Consider the following 16,115-nt stretch of genomic DNA (forward strand, 5'->3'; position numbering starts at 1 on the left):
TCAGCGGCCGAGTTCCTTGCGGGTGGTGCGGCGCAGCCTGCGCCGCTGTGACGGGTCGAGCGTGAGATACGCGGCGGCCGGAACTCCCAGAACTATCAGGAGCGAGGCCCACCAGGGCAACCAGATCAGCAGGATGATGCCCGCCGCCACACCTCCTGCGGCGATCTTCGCGTTCTTCGACATGTGCGTCGCCTCCTTCGCGGCCACTGCCGCTCTCTGTCCTGAAAACGGGTCCGCGCTTCCGGCAGTTCCGGACCGCGACCCTGAGACGACCCTGAGGTGCGGCCCCTACTGGTCACGGAGATCCGGTGACGAACGAGGTGCGGTCGGTGCACCGGGCTCCGCACAGGACAGATACCCACACCGGCCAATAAGTGACCCAGGTCACCGCGCGGGGATGCCGGGTTCGCAGACGAAGTGCTGTACCCTCGGCCACTCAACCGCGAGTAGTCAAATTTGAGGAGCGTCACAGAGCTGTGCCGAGGCTTTCCGAGGCAACACCGTCCCAGATCTCCGAACTGGCATCCTGCTGTGCCGTTTTCGTACCCGGCGATCCTGCCCGCACCGGCCGGTTCGCGTTCTGGCGAGCCGATGGCGACGCGGCTCCCTTCGTCGCGTCCGGATCAGTGGACGAACAAGCCGTCGCACTGCCGGTCGAGAACCTGACCGTCACGCTGCCCGGAGAGGACGGTGTCGAGCTGGTGAGCGTGCCGGCCGTCGTGCTGCCGGTGCGCACCGCACTGCCTGTGCTCACGCGTGCGCGTGCCGACGCGCAGGCTCACCGAGCGGCCACTTTCTGGGGCGCGGCCACGGTGCTGGCCCTGCAGCTCGTGGCGCGCGGTCTGCTGTTGCCCGGCCTGTCGGCGACCGATCACGACGCCTGGCGCGTCGGTCCCCTGCGACCGGAGGACGTCGAACGCGTCCGTGCCCTTGCCGCCGCCATGCCGCCCGAAGCGCACGCCGTGCCACTGGAGGACGTCGAGCCACTGACGCTGCCGGACCCGGAGCGGCTGCTGCGGGCCTTCCTGGACGCGGTCGCCGACGCGCTGCCCCGCTCCCCCGCCGCGACGCTCGTGACAGGCGGGCCCGCCTATGCGGCGACGGAGCCGCAGCGGATCCCCGACCAGCGTGCGTGGGCCGCCGATGTCGCAGCCGGCCACGACGCTGGCGTACGGATCTCCCTGCGACTCGAGGTCCCCGGCCTCACCGCGGCGACACAGGATGATGCGGCGCTGTCGTTCCGGGCGGTGCTGCAAGTGCACAGCGTGAGTGATCCGACGCTGGTCGCGGATGCCGGCGACGTGTGGGCGGGGACCGGCGCCTTCGGCCCACACGCGCCGATGGACGCCCTGCTGGCGCTTCGCCGGGCAGCGCGTGCGTGGAACCCGCTCACGCCGCTGCTCTCGGCGGCCGTGCCGGACGCCGTGGAACTCGCCGACGAAGAGGTGACCGACCTCCTGGGAGAGGGCGCCCGGGCCCTCGCCGGTGCCGGCGTCGAGGTGCACTGGCCCAAGGAGCTGGCCCGCAAACTGACGGCACGCGCGGTGATCGGCCCGCCGGACGACGAGTCCGCGCCCGGCAGGGTCTCCTCGGACACCCCGTCGTTCCTGTCCGCCGACGCGTTGCTCGCCTTCAACTGGTGGTTCGCGCTGGGCGACCAGCGGCTCACCCGCGAGGAGCTGGACCGACTCGCCGAATCGAACCGCCCGATGGTGCGGCTGCGCGACCAGTGGGTCCTTGTCGATCCTCAGGAGGTGCGACGCGCCCGCGCGCAGCAGGACCACAAAGTGACGCCCATCGACGCGCTCGGAGCCGCTCTGACGGGCTCCACCGAGGTCGACGGCCGCCAGGTCGAGGTCCGGCCCACGGGGTGGCTGGCGGCGCTGCGCGAGCGGCTCGCGGATCCCGAGGGGCAACAGCCGGTCGGACAGCCGGCGGCGCTCGCGGCGACGTTGCGGGACTACCAGCGGCGGGGCCTGAGTTGGCTTGCCCGGATGACGTCCCTCGGCCTGGGCTGCTGTCTGGCCGACGACATGGGCCTCGGCAAGACGATCACGCTCATCGCGCTGCATCTGCACCGGCAGTCCGAAGCCTCGTCCGCCGGTCCGACGCTGGTGGTGTGTCCGACGTCCCTAATGGGCAACTGGCAGCGCGAGATCGAGAAGTTCGCGCCCGGCACACACGTGCGTCGCTTCCACGGGTCACGGCGTGACCTGGACGACGTGGCGGACGGGGAGTTCGTGCTCACCACGTACGGCACCATGCGTATGGACGCGCACCGGCTCGCCGAGGTGCCGTGGGGCATGGTCGTGGCGGACGAGGCCCAGCATGTGAAGAACCCCTACTCGGCGACCGCGCGGGAGCTGCGCTCCATCGGCACACGCGCGCGCGTGGCGCTCACCGGCACCCCGGTCGAGAACAACCTGTCGGAACTGTGGGCGATCCTCGACTGGACCACTCCCGGCCTGCTGGGCCGGCTCGGCACCTTCCGCACGCGCTACGCACAGGCCGTCGAGAGCGGACAGGACCCAGCCGCAGCCGAACGCCTCACCCGGCTCGTGCGCCCGTTCCTGCTGCGCCGACGCAAGTCCGATCCGGGGATCGCTCCGGAACTCCCGCCGAAGACGGAGACCGATCGTGCCGTGTCCCTCACCGCGGAACAGGCGGGTCTCTACGAGGCCGTGGTCCGCGAGACGCTCGCGGAGATCTCCGGCGCCGACAGCATGGCGCGACGCGGTCTGATCGTGAAGCTCCTGACAGGCCTGAAGCAGATCTGCAACCACCCGGCGCAGTTCCTGAAGGAGGAGCGGCCGAGAATCTCCGGACGCTCGGGGAAGCTGGAGCTGCTGGACGAGTTGCTCGACACCATCCTCGCCGAGGGGGCGAGCGTGCTGGTCTTCACCCAGTACGTGCGCATGGGACGCCTCCTCGAAGAACATCTGGCGGCGCGCGGCATGCCCTCGCAGTTCCTGCACGGCGGCACACCTGTGGCCGAGCGCGAGGCCCTGGTGCGGCGCTTCCAGGACGGTGAAGTGCCCGTCTTCCTGCTGTCGTTGAAGGCGGCCGGCACCGGCCTGAACCTCACCCGCGCCGAACACGTCGTGCACTACGACCGCTGGTGGAACCCCGCCGTCGAGGCACAGGCCACCGATCGCGCCTACCGCATCGGGCAGACCCGGCCCGTGCAGGTGCACCGGCTGATCGCCGAGGGGACCATCGAGGACCGCATCGCCGACATGCTGAACCGCAAACGGGAACTGGCCGACGCGGTGCTCGGCGGCGGCGAGGCGGCACTGACCGAGCTGACGGACGCCGAACTGGCCGATCTGGTGGAACTGCGAGGGGGCGCGCGATGAATCGACACGACGGTGACCTGGAGCGCACGTTCGCCGCACTGCCTCCCGCGCGCGGGAAGGGGTTCGCGCAGACGTGGTGGGGCCAGGCCTGGCTGAAGGCGCTGGAGGAGACGGCGCTGGACTCGGAGCAGCTCAAAGCCGGCCGCAGGCTCGCGCGCGCGGGAGCGGTCGGAGCGGTGTCGGTGCGTCCGGGGCGGATCACGGCCGTCGTGCAGGGCCGCGACCGTACGGCGCACCGGGCCGACGTGCTGCTGGAGGAGCTGTCCTCGGAACAGTGGGACCGCTTCCTGGACATGACCGTCGAGCGGGCGGGGCATGTCGCGGCGCTGCTGGACCGCGAGATGCCACCGCACCTGGTGGAGGACGCGGCCGCCACGGGCATCGAACTGCTGCCGGGCATGGGCGACCTGGAGCCGGAGTGCGGCTGCGGTGCCTGGGACCACTGCGGGCACACGGCGGCCCTCTGCTATCAGGTGGCACGGCTCCTGGACCAGGACCCGTTCGTCCTGCTCCTGATGCGCGGACGCGGCGAACGCGACCTGCTGGACGATCTCCAGACCCGTAGTGCCGCGCCCGCCGGAAGGTCACCCGAACCTTCCGCGTCGGCCGAGCCGGAGGGGGTGAATGCCACGGAGGCGTACGCGACCGGCGACATCCTCCCGCCGCTGCCCGCCCTGCCCGAACTGCCCGCCGAGCCGGGAGTGCCGCCCTCCCTGGACACCGAGACGCCACCCGCGCCCGGCGTCGATCCGGACGCCCTGGAGTTCCTTGCCGCCCGGACAGCCGCCGAAGCCCACCGCCTGCTCGCGGAAGCACTACGCACCGGTCCGGAACAGCACACCGTGGGTGAGGAGTTGACACCTGCCCAGGACGCGGTGCGCCTCGCCGCCGGTGCCCCCTCCGAGGGTGTGGCGGAGCGGCTGGCCGACGCGTCGGGGCGCGGTCGGGAGGGGCTGGCGACGGCTGTGACCGCCTGGCGCCTGGGAGGCGTTGCCGCGCTGTCGGTGCTCGACGAGGAGTGGTCCGTCGAGGGCGAGACGCTCGCACGCGCGCGTGCCGCTCTGAAGTCGGCCTGGGACGAGGGCGAACGGCCGTCTCTGCGGGTGAATCGCAACCGCTGGACGGTCGTCGACACGCCGAGCCAACTGCGCCTGGGGCGCGACGGACGCTGGTGGCCGTACCGCAAGGAACGCGGACGCTGGGTACCCGCCGGAGGCGCTGCGCAGGATCCGGCGACTGCGTTGGCCTCGGCTGAACTCATGTTCGAGGACAGGGTGTTGTAGGGCCTGGGCCGTGGGGGCTTCGGCAAGGATCGCACCTGACCTGTCGAGGCCCTCGGCACCCGTCCCGGCAAGAACCGGTGTGGAAGGGCGGCTGAGTCGACCTGACACAAGGCATTGCGGCCAACCATCCTCACTCTCTCCGACCAGCTGCCCGTGGAAGTCGGCTCGACGAGCGCCCGTCGCATTGTGTTCACCTCACCGTCGTACGACGTTCCGCGCAGACTTCAACCCTGGCCGCTGTCAGCGAACTTGCTCCTCAGGAGGCCCGATGTCCCCGCACGCCACCGGCCGGCGCCGCGCTCACCGATTCGTCGCAGGGGGCGCACCCCTCGCCGTGGTCGCGACGCTGCTGGCCGCCGCCGGACCCGCCGCCGGCTCCGGGGACGCGGCCGGCGAGGCGCACGTCGTGCGCGCGGCGACGCTGGGCGACATCTCCCTCGGCGAGTTCAGCAACGCGCTGCTGCCCGGCACCGTGGCCGACGACCGGGGCGTGGACCTCGGCGGCATCGGCAGCGACATCTACCCGACGGGCCGCAAGGGCGAGTTCTGGACGGTCACCGACCGCGGCCCCAACGGCCAGATCAAGGTGGACGGCACGAAGCGCCGTACGTTCCCCGTGCCGGGCTTCGATCCGGCGATCGTGAAGATCCGGGTGTCGGGAGGCACCGTGCGGATGCTGGACGCGATCCCGGTCACGACCAGGTCCGGGAAGCCCGTCACCGGGCTGTCGAACCAGGAGGGGCGCGACGAGGCACCGTACTCCTACAACGCGCGGACCCCTCTGACGTACAACCCGAACGGGCTGGACACCGAGGGCATCGTGCGGGCCACCGACGGGAGTTTCTGGCTCGTCGACGAGTACGGTCCGTCCCTTGTGCACGTCTCCGCGCGCGGGAAGGTCCTCACCCGCTACGTACCCGAGGGGCTCGGCCTCACCGGCACCGACTACCCGGTGGTGGAGGCGCTGCCGTCCGTTCTGCTGCACCGGAAGATCAACCGCGGCTTCGAAGGGCTGGCCCAACTGCCCGGCGGCGACCTGGTGATGGCCGTACAGAGCCCGCTGTCCCTGCCGGACACCGATGCCGGGGAGGCGTCGCGGACCACGCGGCTGCTGCGGTTCTCACCGAAGAGGAAGGCAGTCACCGCGGAGTACGCGTACCGCTTCGACCCGGTGGACGTGGTGGACCCGAGCGAGGACGACACCTCCGAGCTGAAGATCTCGTCGGTCGTGGCCGTGGGCGGGAACCGGTTGTTGGTCGAGGAACGCACCGACAAGGCCGCCCGGATCCAGATGGTGCGTCTGGACCCGGCCTCGAACATCCTGCGTGGTCCCTGGGACGACGACATGACGTCTCCGTCGCTCGAGCAGCTCGACGACCCTGCCGTCTCGGGGGTGCCGGTGCTGGCCAAGAAGCTGGTCGTCGACCTGGGCACGGTCGCCGGCGTGCCCGGCAAGATCGAGGGCATCGCGCGCGTGGACCACGACACTCTCGCGCTCATCAACGACAACGACTTCGGTATGACGGACGGCGAGGGCGCCTTCGACGCCCAGGGCCGGCTGGTCGACAGCGGTGTGGAGACGTCGGTGATCTACGTGCGGCTGCCGCGCGGCATCTGACAGTCGCTCACGAGACCGCCTACGGCAGCTACTCCCCCAGGGACGGAAGCAGCGACTCCAGATCGCTCGGAAAAGCGCTGGGCAGCTCGGTGGGGAACCCCGACGGCAGCGACGTCGGCAGCTCGCTGGGGAGCTTGGTCGGGATGCTGAAGGACGGCTTGGGCGTGCCGCTCGTGCTGGTCTCGCCCGATGGTTTCCCGTCGGGCGAGTCGTCGCTTCCCGAGGCCATGAGAACTACGGCCACGACAGCTCCGACGACCACGATCGCGGCGAGCAGGATGAACAGCGGATTCCGCCGCCGCCTCGGTCCACCACCCCCGTCGGGTGGTTCCGGCGGCGGCCAGTCACCGTACGAGGGCGGGCCGCTGTTGCCCGGAGGGGGACCGTAGCCTCCCGGGGGTCCGTATCCCCCCGTCGGAGGCGGTCCGAAGCCGCCACCCGGAGGCGGCGTGTCACCCGGCGGTCCGGGCGGCTGAGGCGGTACGGGCGGCATGGCCATACCGTCAAGAGTCGCCTCATATCCGTCAGGACGCGACCCCTGCGGGCGAGTTGATACCCGCCCATGCCGTGGATCAGATGATTCCGGAACATCCGGCACGAAGCCCCGTCAGCACCGCGCAACGCGCACCGCGTGTGACCGGATCCCTCGGGCGGGCGGGTCACACGCGGTAGGGCGATGACAGGGCACGCGCGCGTGGCCTCAGCCGCGGGCGCCCAGCAGGTGGTCCATCGCCAGCTGGTCGAGACGCTCGAAGGCCATCCCGCGCGCGGCGGTCGCCTCGACGTCGAACTCCTCGAAGGCCGTGCGGTCCGCGAGCAGCGACTTGAGGCCGTCGGCGGCGGTCGGCTGCGCCAGCTCGTCCAGGCGCGAGGCACGCAGGGCCTCCTGCACCTCTGGGTCGGCACGGAAGGCGGCCGAACGCTCCTTCAGGATGAGGTAGTTGCGCATGCATCCCGCGGCCGATGCCCACACACCGTCGAGGTCCTCGGTCCGCGGCGGCTTGAAGTCGAAGTGCTTGGGGCCCGCGTAGCCGGCGCTCTCCAGGAGGTCGACCAGCCAGAAAGCGGCGCGCAGGTCGCCGGCGCCGAAGCGCAGGTCCTGGTCGTACTTGATACCGGACTGGCCGTTGAGGTCGATGTGGAAGAGCTTGCCCGCCCACAGGGCCTGCGCGATGCCGTGCGGGAAGTTGAGCCCGGCCATCTGCTCGTGGCCCACCTCGGGGTTCACGCCGTACAGCTCGGGGCGCTCCAGGCGCTCGATGAACGCCAGTGCGTGGCCGACGGTGGGCAGCAGGATGTCGCCGCGCGGCTCGTTCGGCTTGGGCTCGATCGCGAACTTCAGGTCGTAGCCCTGGGAGGTGACGTACTCGCCGAGGAGGTCGAAGGCCTCCTTCATGCGGTCGAGAGCCACGCGCACGTCCTTGGCGGCTCCGGACTCGGCGCCCTCGCGGCCGCCCCAGGCGACGTACGTCTGCGCGCCCAGCTCGACCGCGAGGTCGATGTTGCGGATCGTCTTGCGCAGGGCGTAGCGGCGCACGTCGCGGTCGTTGGCGGTGAACGCGCCGTCCTTGAAGACGGGGTGCGTGAAGAGGTTGGTGGTGGCCATCGGCACCTTCATGCCGGTCGCGTCGAGGGCCTCGCGGAAGCGCTTGATGTGCGCCTCGCGCTCACTGTCCGAGGACCCGAAGGGGATCAGGTCGTCGTCGTGGAAGGTGACGCCGTGGGCGCCGAGCTCGGCCAGGCGCTGCACCGTCTCGACGGGGTCGAGGGCACGGCGGGTGGCGTCGCCGAAGGGGTCCCGTCCCTGCCAGCCGACGGTCCACAGGCCGAAGGTGAACCTGTCCTCGGGGGTGGGCTGGTAGCTCATGCCGCGGCTCCTTGCTTGCTGACGACTGCTTGCTACGGGTTACTACGAGCTTGCTCCGACTATTTCGTCATCGCGGTTTACAAATTAGTATGCCGACGCGTCCCTGGGAAGGGACAAGATGTCCCCGAAGGGGTGAGGTCCGGGTCGTGGTTTTCCGGGGCACCCTTGAAGCAGCAGGTCAGATCCCGCGAGCCGCGGAAGAGGGAGAGCCCGATGTCAGCAGCCGAGGGTCCGCTCGTCGTCGGCGTGGACACGTCCACCCAGTCCACCAAAGCGCTGGTCGTCGACGCCTCGACCGGACAGGTCGTCGCGAGCGGCCAGGCGCCGCACACGGTGTCCTCCGGAGCCGGCCGCGAGAGCGACCCGCGCCAGTGGTGGGAGGCCCTGTGCGAGGCGCTGCACCAGTGCGGCGATGCCGCGCACGAGGCCGCCGCGGTGTCGATCGGCGGGCAGCAGCACGGCCTGGTCACCCTGGACGCACAGGGCGAGCCGGTGCGTCCGGCTCTGCTGTGGAATGACGTGCGCTCGGCGCCGCAGGCCGGCCGGCTGACCGAGGAGCTCGGGGGCGCGAAGTTCTGGGCCGAGCGCACGGGCTCCGTCCCGGCCGCGTCCTTCACGGTCACGAAGTGGGCCTGGCTGGCCGAGCACGAGCCCGAGGCGGTCCGGGCCACCAAGGCAGTCCGTCTCCCCCACGACTATCTGACCGAGCGCCTCACCGGTCAGGGCACCACCGACCGCGGCGACGCCTCCGGTACGGGCTGGTGGGCGTCGGGGACGGAGTCGTACGACGAGGAGATCCTCGCGCACGTCGGGCTCGACCCGGCGCTACTGCCCCGTGTGGTCCGGCCCGGCGAGGTCGCGGGCACCGTGCGTGACAGCCACGATCTGCCGTTCTCCAAGGGCACCCTGGTCGCTCCCGGCACCGGCGACAATGCCGCCGCCGCTCTGGGCCTCGGTCTGCGACCCGGTATGCCCGTGCTGAGCCTCGGCACGTCGGGCACTGTGTACGCGGTGTCGAGGCGACGCCCCGCCGACCCGACCGGCACCGTGGCAGGGTTCGCCGACGCGCACGGCGACTGGCTGCCACTGGCATGCACCCTGAACTGCACGCTCGCCGTCGACCGCCTCGCCGCCCTGCTGGGCCTCGACCGCGAGGCCGTCGAGCCCACCACCGGCCTCACCCTCCTGCCCTACCTGGACGGCGAACGCACCCCGAACCTGCCGAACGCCTCCGGTGTCCTGCACGGACTGCGCCACGACACGACCGCCGGTCAGCTGCTGCAGGCCGCCTACGACGGCGCCGTCCACGCGCTGCTGGGTGCCCTGGACCTCGTCCTGGACGACGACGCCGACCGCTCGGCCCCGCTGCTGCTGATCGGCGGCGGCGCCCGGGGCACCGCCTGGCAGCAGACCGTACGACGGCTGTCGGGGCGCCCGGTGCAGGTGCCCGAGGCCAAGGAACTGGTCGCGCTCGGCGCGGCGGCACAGGCGGCCGGCCTGCTGACCGGCGAGGATCCGGCAGCGGTCGCCCGGCGCTGGAACACCGCGCGTGGGCCGGTGCTCGGCGCCGTGGAGCGGGACGAGAGGACGCTGGCCAGGATCAGCGGGGTACTCTCCGACGCGGCCCCGCTGCTGGAGCGAAGCCCAGAAGCCCACTGAGGACGGACGAGGACTGACGGAGGCATGACCGCACCGCTGCACGAGGCCCATCCGGCCGGCGCCGGACCCGCGCTGCCCAACACCCAGCAGGGCATGCGCCGCCGCAACCTCGCCCGCGTGATGCACACCGTCAGCGCCGAGGGTCCGCTCTCCCGTGCCGCCGTCGCCTCCCGTATCGGGCTGACCCGTGCCGCGGTGTCGACGCTCGTCGACGAGCTGATCCGCTCGGGGCTGCTGGAGGAACTCGGTCCCGAGCGGCCCGGCCGGGTGGGCCGCCCCGGATCGGCGCTGGCCGTCAGCGGGCACGGTCCGGCCGGGATCGGCGCGGAGATCGGCGTCGACCACCTCGCCGTCTGCGCAGTCGACCTGCGCGGCGAGGTGCGGTCCAGGGCCGTGCGGTACGGCGCGAACCGGGGCCGTACGCCCGAGCCGGTGATCGGGGAACTCACCGAGCTGGTGCGCCGGGTGCTCGCAGAAGCCGAGCGCGAGGGGCTGTGGCCCGCCGGTCTGGCGATCGCCGTGCCGGGACTCGTCGCGCGGGACGCCCGTACGGTCGTACGTGCGCCGAACCTCGACTGGCGCGACACGGACCTCGGCGCTCTGCTGCCCGTGGACTTCCCCATGACCGTGGACTTCCCGCTGACCGTCGGCAACGAGGCCAACTTCGGCGCGCTCGCCGAACTCTGGCTCGGCGAGGGCACTCCGCGTGACTTCCTGCACGTGTCGGCGGAGATCGGCATCGGCGCGGCTGTCGTGGTGGACGGTGGGCTGCTGCACGGAACCCGTGGATTCGCGGGCGAGTTGGGGCACGTGCCCGTCCGACCGGACGGACCCCAGTGTCCGTGCGGCGGGCGCGGATGCCTTGAGCAGTACGCCGGTGAGGAAGCCGTACTGCGCGCAGCCGGACTGGAGCCGGGCGAGGACCGCGTCGGCCTGCTCGCCGAGCGTGCCGCCGAGGGCGACGAGGACGTACGGCGGGCTCTGCGCGACGCGGGCACGGCGCTCGGTATCGCCCTGACGGGCGCGGTCAATCTGCTCGACCCCGAGAGCGTGGTGCTGGGCGGCGCGCTGGCGGGACTCGCGCCCTGGCTGCTGCCGTCGCTGGAGGCCGAGTTGGACCGGCGCACCGCGGGGCCCGCCTGTCCGGTGTCCGTGTCGCGGCTGGGTCCGCAGGGGCCGTTGCTGGGGGCGGCGCATTCGGTGGTGCGGGCGGTGCTCGACGATCCGGTGGTCGTGGCGGAGCGCACCTGACGGTCCGCGGAACTGCCGAACCGACCTCATTCCAGGTCGAGTTCACTCGTGTGAGTGAGCGAGTTATCCACAATCGCGGGGCTGTCCACGGAAACCCAGCGCTCCCTTCTGCCCGACCCACCAGCGCCGTACCGTGATTCCCGCGAGACGCCCCTCCACCACCGGCCTTCCGCAGAACGGAGCTGTGCAGCGATGAGCGACCCCCGGATCCTGACCGTGCGACCCGAGCCCGGCGAGTACGCCTGGACCTTCGGCGGGGCACCTCCCGTGGCGCGCATCGCACCCGGCACGGTCCTCGACCTGTACACGGAGGACTGTTTCGCCGGACGGGTGCGGTCCGAGAAGGACCTGGTGTCCGAGGTGTGCGAGTTCCCCTTCCTCAACCCGCAGACCGGGCCCTTCTACGTCGAAGGCGCCGAGCCGGGTGACACGGTCGCCGTGCACTTCGTGTCGATCGAACCGGCCCGGGACTGGGCCGCGTCCAGCACCGTCCCGCTGTTCGGCGCACTCACCTCGACGCACACCACGGCCACGCTGCAACCGCCGCTCCCGGAGACCGTCTGGATCTGGCAGCTCGACCGGACACGGCGTACGGCGCTGTTCCGGGCGCACGACAGTGACATCGAGGCCGAGCTGCCCATGGACCCGATGCACGGCACCGTCGGGGTGGCGCCGGCCAATCTCGAGGTGCGCTCGGCCCTGGTGCCCGACGCCCACGGCGGGAACATGGACACACCGGAGATGCGGGCGGGCGTCACCTGCTATCTCGGGGTGAACGTCGAGGGCGCGCTGCTCAGTCTCGGCGACGGACATGCCCGGCAGGGGGAGGGCGAGACCTGTGGAGTCGCGGTCGAGTGCGCGATGAACACCGTGGTGATCGTCGAGCTGCTCAAGGGACTTGCCACGCCCTGGCCCCGCATCGAGTCGGACACCCACATCATCGCGACGGGTTCGGCCCGGCCGCTGGAGGACGCCTTCCGGATATCCCAGTTGGAGCTGGTGCAGTGGCTGGTGCGCGACTACGGGTTCAGCGAGCTGGACGCGTACCAGTTCGCGACCCAGGCCGTCGAGTCGCCGCTGGCCAACGTGTGCGACACCAATTACACGTGCGTGGCCAAGATCCGCAAGCAGTGGCTGCCCGCACGTGAGACGCACCGTGGCGTCCACGCGCGACTGCGGGAGACGGCAGCGACACTGCGCTGAGCGCCCCGGCCGACGTCAACACCGACCCGTGGCCAACCTCGACGATGAAAGGCCATCGCCCTTTGGAACGCGTAAGCCCCCTCCTCAGCCGACGCCGGATCCTGCAAGGCACCGCCCTCGCCGCCGTCCCGTACGCCCTGCTCCCTGAATGGCGGGCCGGAGCACACATCCCGGGTCCGGACTACCCGCTCGCCGAGTGGCAGCCGGCGAGCACCGCCAACTACACGGTGGCGAACCGTCCTACGACCCATCCTGTCGACCGGGTGATCATCCACGTGACGCAGACCACCTACCCCAACTCCCTGTCCGTCTTCCAGAACCCGAAGAAGAAGGTGTCCGCCCACTATGTCGTCCGGTCCGCCGACGGACACACCTCCCAGTGCGTTCGCGAGGCGGACATCGCCTGGCATGCCGGGGACTGGGACCACAACACGCGCAGCATCGGCATCGAGCACGAGGGCTGGGTCGACCGGCCCGGCTACTTCACCGACGTCCTGTACGAGACATCGGCCCGGCTCACCGCGGCCATATGCGCGAGGCACGGCATACCGAAGGACCGCGCGCACATCATCGGGCACTACGAAGTGCCGGGCACCGACCACACCGATCCCGGTCCGCACTGGGACTGGACGCGCTACATACGACTGGTCGACGCCGTCTGAACACACGACTGGTCGATGTCGCCTGAACACACAACTGGTCGACGCCGCCTCAACACATGACTGGTCGATGTCGCCCGAGGAGTCGCACATCTGCGCCGGTGTGCCCGTCCTTCGGGTGCCTCCCGTCGAAAAGGTTGTCCGCGCGCGTACCCGGAGTGACGATGTCCCCAGCCGCATCGCCTTCCGGGGAGGCCGAGTTGACCGATCCGTGGGTGGCCCTGGAGCCGGGGGCCGACCCCGCCGAGCGTGTCCGTGTGCTGCGCCGTGCGCATGAGACGTTCACCGAGGCGGGGACGGTGCCGCAGCCGGTGCGTGACGTGGTGGCCGACTCGTGGCGGCGTTCCGCGCGGGCCGGTGTCGGTCCGGACGGGACCGCCAATGTGGAGCTGGCCGACGGAGACCTCGGCGCCTATCGCGCGGAGCATCCGCTGGCGCGGGTGATGCCGCTGTTCCGGGAGCTGCTGGGCACGTTCGCCGCCGACGGCGAGCACCTGCTCGCCGTGTGCGACACGCACGGCAGGCTGCTGTGGGTGGAGGGCCATCCCACGACCCGGCGGAAGGCGGGGCGGATGAACTTCGTGCCGGGGGCGCGGTGGGCGGAGACCGCGGTCGGTACGAACGCGCCGGGCACGGCGGTCGCCGTGGACCGGCCGGTGCAGGTGTTCGCAGCCGAGCACTTCATCCGCCGGGTACAGCCCTGGACCTGCGCGGCGGCGCCGGTGCACGATCCGCGCAGCGGACGGGTGCTGGGCGCGGTGGACATCACCGGCGGGGACAGGCTCGCGCATCCGCACAGTCTGGGGTTCGTGCAGGCGGTGGCCCGTGCCGCGGAGTCCCAACTGGCGCTGCTCGCCCCGCCTGCGCCGGCCGCCGACACGCCGGAGCTGAGCGCACTGGGCCGGGACGAGGCGCAGCTGCTCATGGGTGGCCGACGGGTCAGACTCAGTCGCCGGCACAGCGAGATCCTGGTGCTGCTGGCCCGCCATCCGGAGGGGCTGACCGGGGACGAGTTGCTGTGCGCGCTGTACGAGGACGAGTCGGTGACGCCGGTGACACTGCGCGCCGAACTGGCCCGCCTGCGCCGGACGCTGAGCCCCGGGCTGCTCGCCTCGCGGCCGTACCGGCTGACGGTGCCGATCGAGTCGGACGTGGCGGTCGTCGAGCGTCGGCTGGAGACGGGTGCGGTCACGGCCGCGGTCACGGCGTACTCCGGCCCGCTGCTGCCCGGCTCCCAGGCACCGGCGGTGGTGCGGCTCAGGCGGCGGCTGGCCGACGGCCTGCGTACGGCGCTGATCGCCCGCCACGACCCCGACCTGTTGGCCGACTGGGCGCACACGCCGTGGGGCGAGGACGACCTGGACGTGTGGCGGGCGCTCGCCGTGGTGCGGCCGACGGCGGTGGTGCGGTCGAGGCTGGCCGCGCTGGAGTCCGAGCTCGCGGCGCAGCCTGTCTGGGAGGGCCGTCCGCCGTACTGATCGAAGCGCCACCACCGTCAACTGGTCGAACCGCCGTCAACCCGTCGAACCGCCATCACCGGTCAACTGATCGAACCAGCGGCGGGCTGGTCGAACCGCCGGCCGACCGATGGGCCCACCCCTGGCCCGCGCAACGTACTTGCAACCTAGCCGTCCCTAGCCTCGCGCCGAGAGCTGCCCAACGGCGGGCAGCGCTTCTTCGGGAGGCAGAGCAGCATGACCCGTTACGCGGCGCCCGGCACCGAGGGCGCGATCGTCTCCTACCAGGCGCGCTACGACCACTTCATCGGCGGTGAGTACGTGCCGCCGATCCGGGGGCAGTACTTCGAGAACCCGACGCCGGTGAACGGGCAGCCGTTCACCGAGATCGCGCGGGGTACGGCGGAGGACGTGGAGCGGGCGCTGGACTCGGCGCACGCGGCCGCCCCCGCGTGGGGCCGGACGTCGGTGACCGAGCGGGCCGACATCCTGCTGAAGATCGCCGACCGTATGGAGGCGAACCTAGAGAAGCTGGCGGTTGCCGAGAGCTGGGAGAACGGCAAGCCGGTACGGGAGACGCTGGCGGCCGACATCCCCCTGGCCATCGACCACTTCCGCTACTTCGCGGGCGCGATCAGGGCGCAGGAGGGCTCGCTGGGCGAGGTCGACGACGACACGGTGGCGTATCACTTCCATGAGCCGTTGGGCGTCGTCGCGCAGATCATCCCGTGGAACTTTCCGATCCTGATGGCGACCTGGAAGCTCGCCCCCGCGCTGGCCGCGGGCAACACGGTCGTGCTCAAGCCGGCCGAGCAGACGCCGGCGTCCATCCACTACTGGCTGAGCCTGGTCTCCGATCTGCTCCCGCCCGGCGTGGTCAACGTCGTCAACGGATTCGGCGTGGAGGCGGGCAAACCGCTGGCGTCCAGTCCCAGGGTGGCCAAAGTGGCGTTCACCGGGGAGACCACGACCGGCCGGCTGATCATGCAGTACGCCTCGGAGAACATCACCCCGGTCACGCTCGAACTCGGCGGCAAGTCCCCGAACATCTTCTTCGACGACGTCTGGGCGGCCGACGACGACTTCCGGGACAAGGCGCTCGAAGGCTTCACGATGTTCGCGCTCAACCAGGGCGAGGTGTGCACGTGCCCGTCCCGGGCGCTGGTCCAGCGTGGCCGCTACGCCGAGTTCATGGACGCGGCGATCGCTCGCACCGAGCGCATCAAGACCGGCCACCCGCTGGACACGGACACGATGATCGGCGCACAGGCGTCCAACGACCAGTTGGAGAAGATCCTCTCCTACCTCGACATCGGCCGGCAGGAGGGCGCCCGGGTCCTCACGGGCGGCGAACGTATCGAGCACGACGGCGAGTTGAAGGGCGGCTACTACGTCCAGCCGACCGTCTTCGAGGGCGATAACCGGATGCGGATCTTCCAGGAGGAGATCTTCGGGCCGGTCGTGTCGGTGACGTCCTTCGACGACTTCGACGACGCCGTCAAGATCGCCAACGACACGCTGTACGGGCTTGGTGCGGGAGTGTGGACGCGGGACATCAACACCGCGTACCGCGCGGGCCGCGCCATCCAGGCGGGGCGCGTGTGGACGAACTGCTACCACGCGTACCCGGCGCATGCGGCCTTCGGCGGCTACAAGGGCTCGGGCATCGGGCGTGAGACGCACAAGATGATGCTGGAGCACTATCAGCAGACCAAGAACCTTCTTGTTTCATACAGCCCGAAGAGGCTTGGGTTCTTCTAGA

General features: G+C 71.0%; 12 protein-coding genes. 9 read left to right on the forward strand and 3 right to left on the reverse strand.

Translation table 11 applies throughout. The features are described 5' to 3' along the window. Complete coding sequence (locus BLU79_RS02230; RefSeq protein ID WP_093904192.1) at positions 1 to 183, reverse strand: hypothetical protein; 183 nt, start codon at positions 181 to 183, stop codon at positions 1 to 3. Positions 184 to 476: 293 nt separating this feature from the next. Here BLU79_RS02230 and BLU79_RS02235 point away from each other — a divergent pair, with 293 nt between their 5' ends. The 3 genes from BLU79_RS02235 (at position 477) to BLU79_RS02245 (ending at position 6,257) form a co-directional block, all read left to right on the forward strand. Next, the gene (locus BLU79_RS02235; protein ID WP_093903844.1) at positions 477 to 3,356 is read left to right on the forward strand and encodes a DEAD/DEAH box helicase; all 2,880 of its coding nucleotides are present in this window, start codon (positions 477 to 479) and stop codon (positions 3,354 to 3,356) included. After that, positions 3,353 to 4,639, forward strand: a complete 1,287-nt coding sequence (locus BLU79_RS02240) for an SWIM zinc finger family protein (protein ID WP_093903845.1) — start codon at positions 3,353 to 3,355, stop codon at positions 4,637 to 4,639. The genes BLU79_RS02235 and BLU79_RS02240 overlap by 4 nt, the downstream gene beginning before the upstream one ends. Before the next feature lie 268 nt (positions 4,640 to 4,907). Beyond that, on the forward strand, positions 4,908 to 6,257 hold the full coding sequence (locus tag BLU79_RS02245) for an esterase-like activity of phytase family protein (RefSeq protein WP_093903846.1): 1,350 nt from the start codon (positions 4,908 to 4,910) through the stop codon (positions 6,255 to 6,257). A gap of 28 nt (positions 6,258 to 6,285) precedes the next feature. Here BLU79_RS02245 and BLU79_RS02250 read toward each other — a convergent pair whose 3' ends face one another. Further along, positions 6,286 to 6,501, reverse strand: coding sequence for a hypothetical protein (locus BLU79_RS02250; RefSeq protein WP_256333104.1), 216 nt, complete (start codon positions 6,499 to 6,501; stop codon positions 6,286 to 6,288). A 456-nt stretch (positions 6,502 to 6,957) separates the two neighbouring features. Continuing rightward, positions 6,958 to 8,124 carry a xylose isomerase gene (gene xylA, locus BLU79_RS02255; RefSeq protein WP_093903847.1) on the reverse strand — a complete coding sequence of 389 codons (1,167 nt, stop codon included), beginning with the start codon at positions 8,122 to 8,124 and terminating at the stop codon, positions 6,958 to 6,960. A 213-nt stretch (positions 8,125 to 8,337) separates the two neighbouring features. Here xylA and xylB point away from each other — a divergent pair, with 213 nt between their 5' ends. The 6 genes from xylB (at position 8,338) to BLU79_RS02285 (ending at position 16,114) form a co-directional block, all read left to right on the forward strand. Then, the gene (gene xylB, locus BLU79_RS02260; protein ID WP_093903848.1) at positions 8,338 to 9,783 is read left to right on the forward strand and encodes a xylulokinase; all 1,446 of its coding nucleotides are present in this window, start codon (positions 8,338 to 8,340) and stop codon (positions 9,781 to 9,783) included. Positions 9,784 to 9,807: 24 nt separating this feature from the next. After that, the gene (locus BLU79_RS02265; protein ID WP_093903849.1) at positions 9,808 to 11,034 is read left to right on the forward strand and encodes an ROK family transcriptional regulator; all 1,227 of its coding nucleotides are present in this window, start codon (positions 9,808 to 9,810) and stop codon (positions 11,032 to 11,034) included. A gap of 192 nt (positions 11,035 to 11,226) precedes the next feature. Then, complete coding sequence (locus tag BLU79_RS02270) at positions 11,227 to 12,237, forward strand: acetamidase/formamidase family protein (RefSeq protein WP_093903850.1); 1,011 nt, start codon at positions 11,227 to 11,229, stop codon at positions 12,235 to 12,237. 62 nt (positions 12,238 to 12,299) lie between these two features. Then, positions 12,300 to 12,899 (forward strand): N-acetylmuramoyl-L-alanine amidase, encoded by a 600-nt coding sequence (locus BLU79_RS02275; protein WP_256333105.1) that lies wholly within the window; start codon positions 12,300 to 12,302, stop codon positions 12,897 to 12,899. A gap of 161 nt (positions 12,900 to 13,060) precedes the next feature. Beyond that, positions 13,061 to 14,374 (forward strand): GAF domain-containing protein, encoded by a 1,314-nt coding sequence (locus BLU79_RS02280; RefSeq protein WP_093903852.1) that lies wholly within the window; start codon positions 13,061 to 13,063, stop codon positions 14,372 to 14,374. 216 nt (positions 14,375 to 14,590) lie between these two features. After that, a complete protein-coding gene (locus BLU79_RS02285; RefSeq protein ID WP_093903853.1) occupies positions 14,591 to 16,114 on the forward strand; it encodes an acetaldehyde dehydrogenase ExaC in 1,524 nt (507 codons plus the stop codon). Position 16,115: the final 1 nt, after the last annotated feature.

Origin of the sequence: Streptomyces sp. cf386 (assembly GCF_900103585.1) — a bacterium.
In the GTDB taxonomy this organism is placed as follows: Bacteria; Actinomycetota; Actinomycetes; order Streptomycetales; family Streptomycetaceae; genus Streptomyces.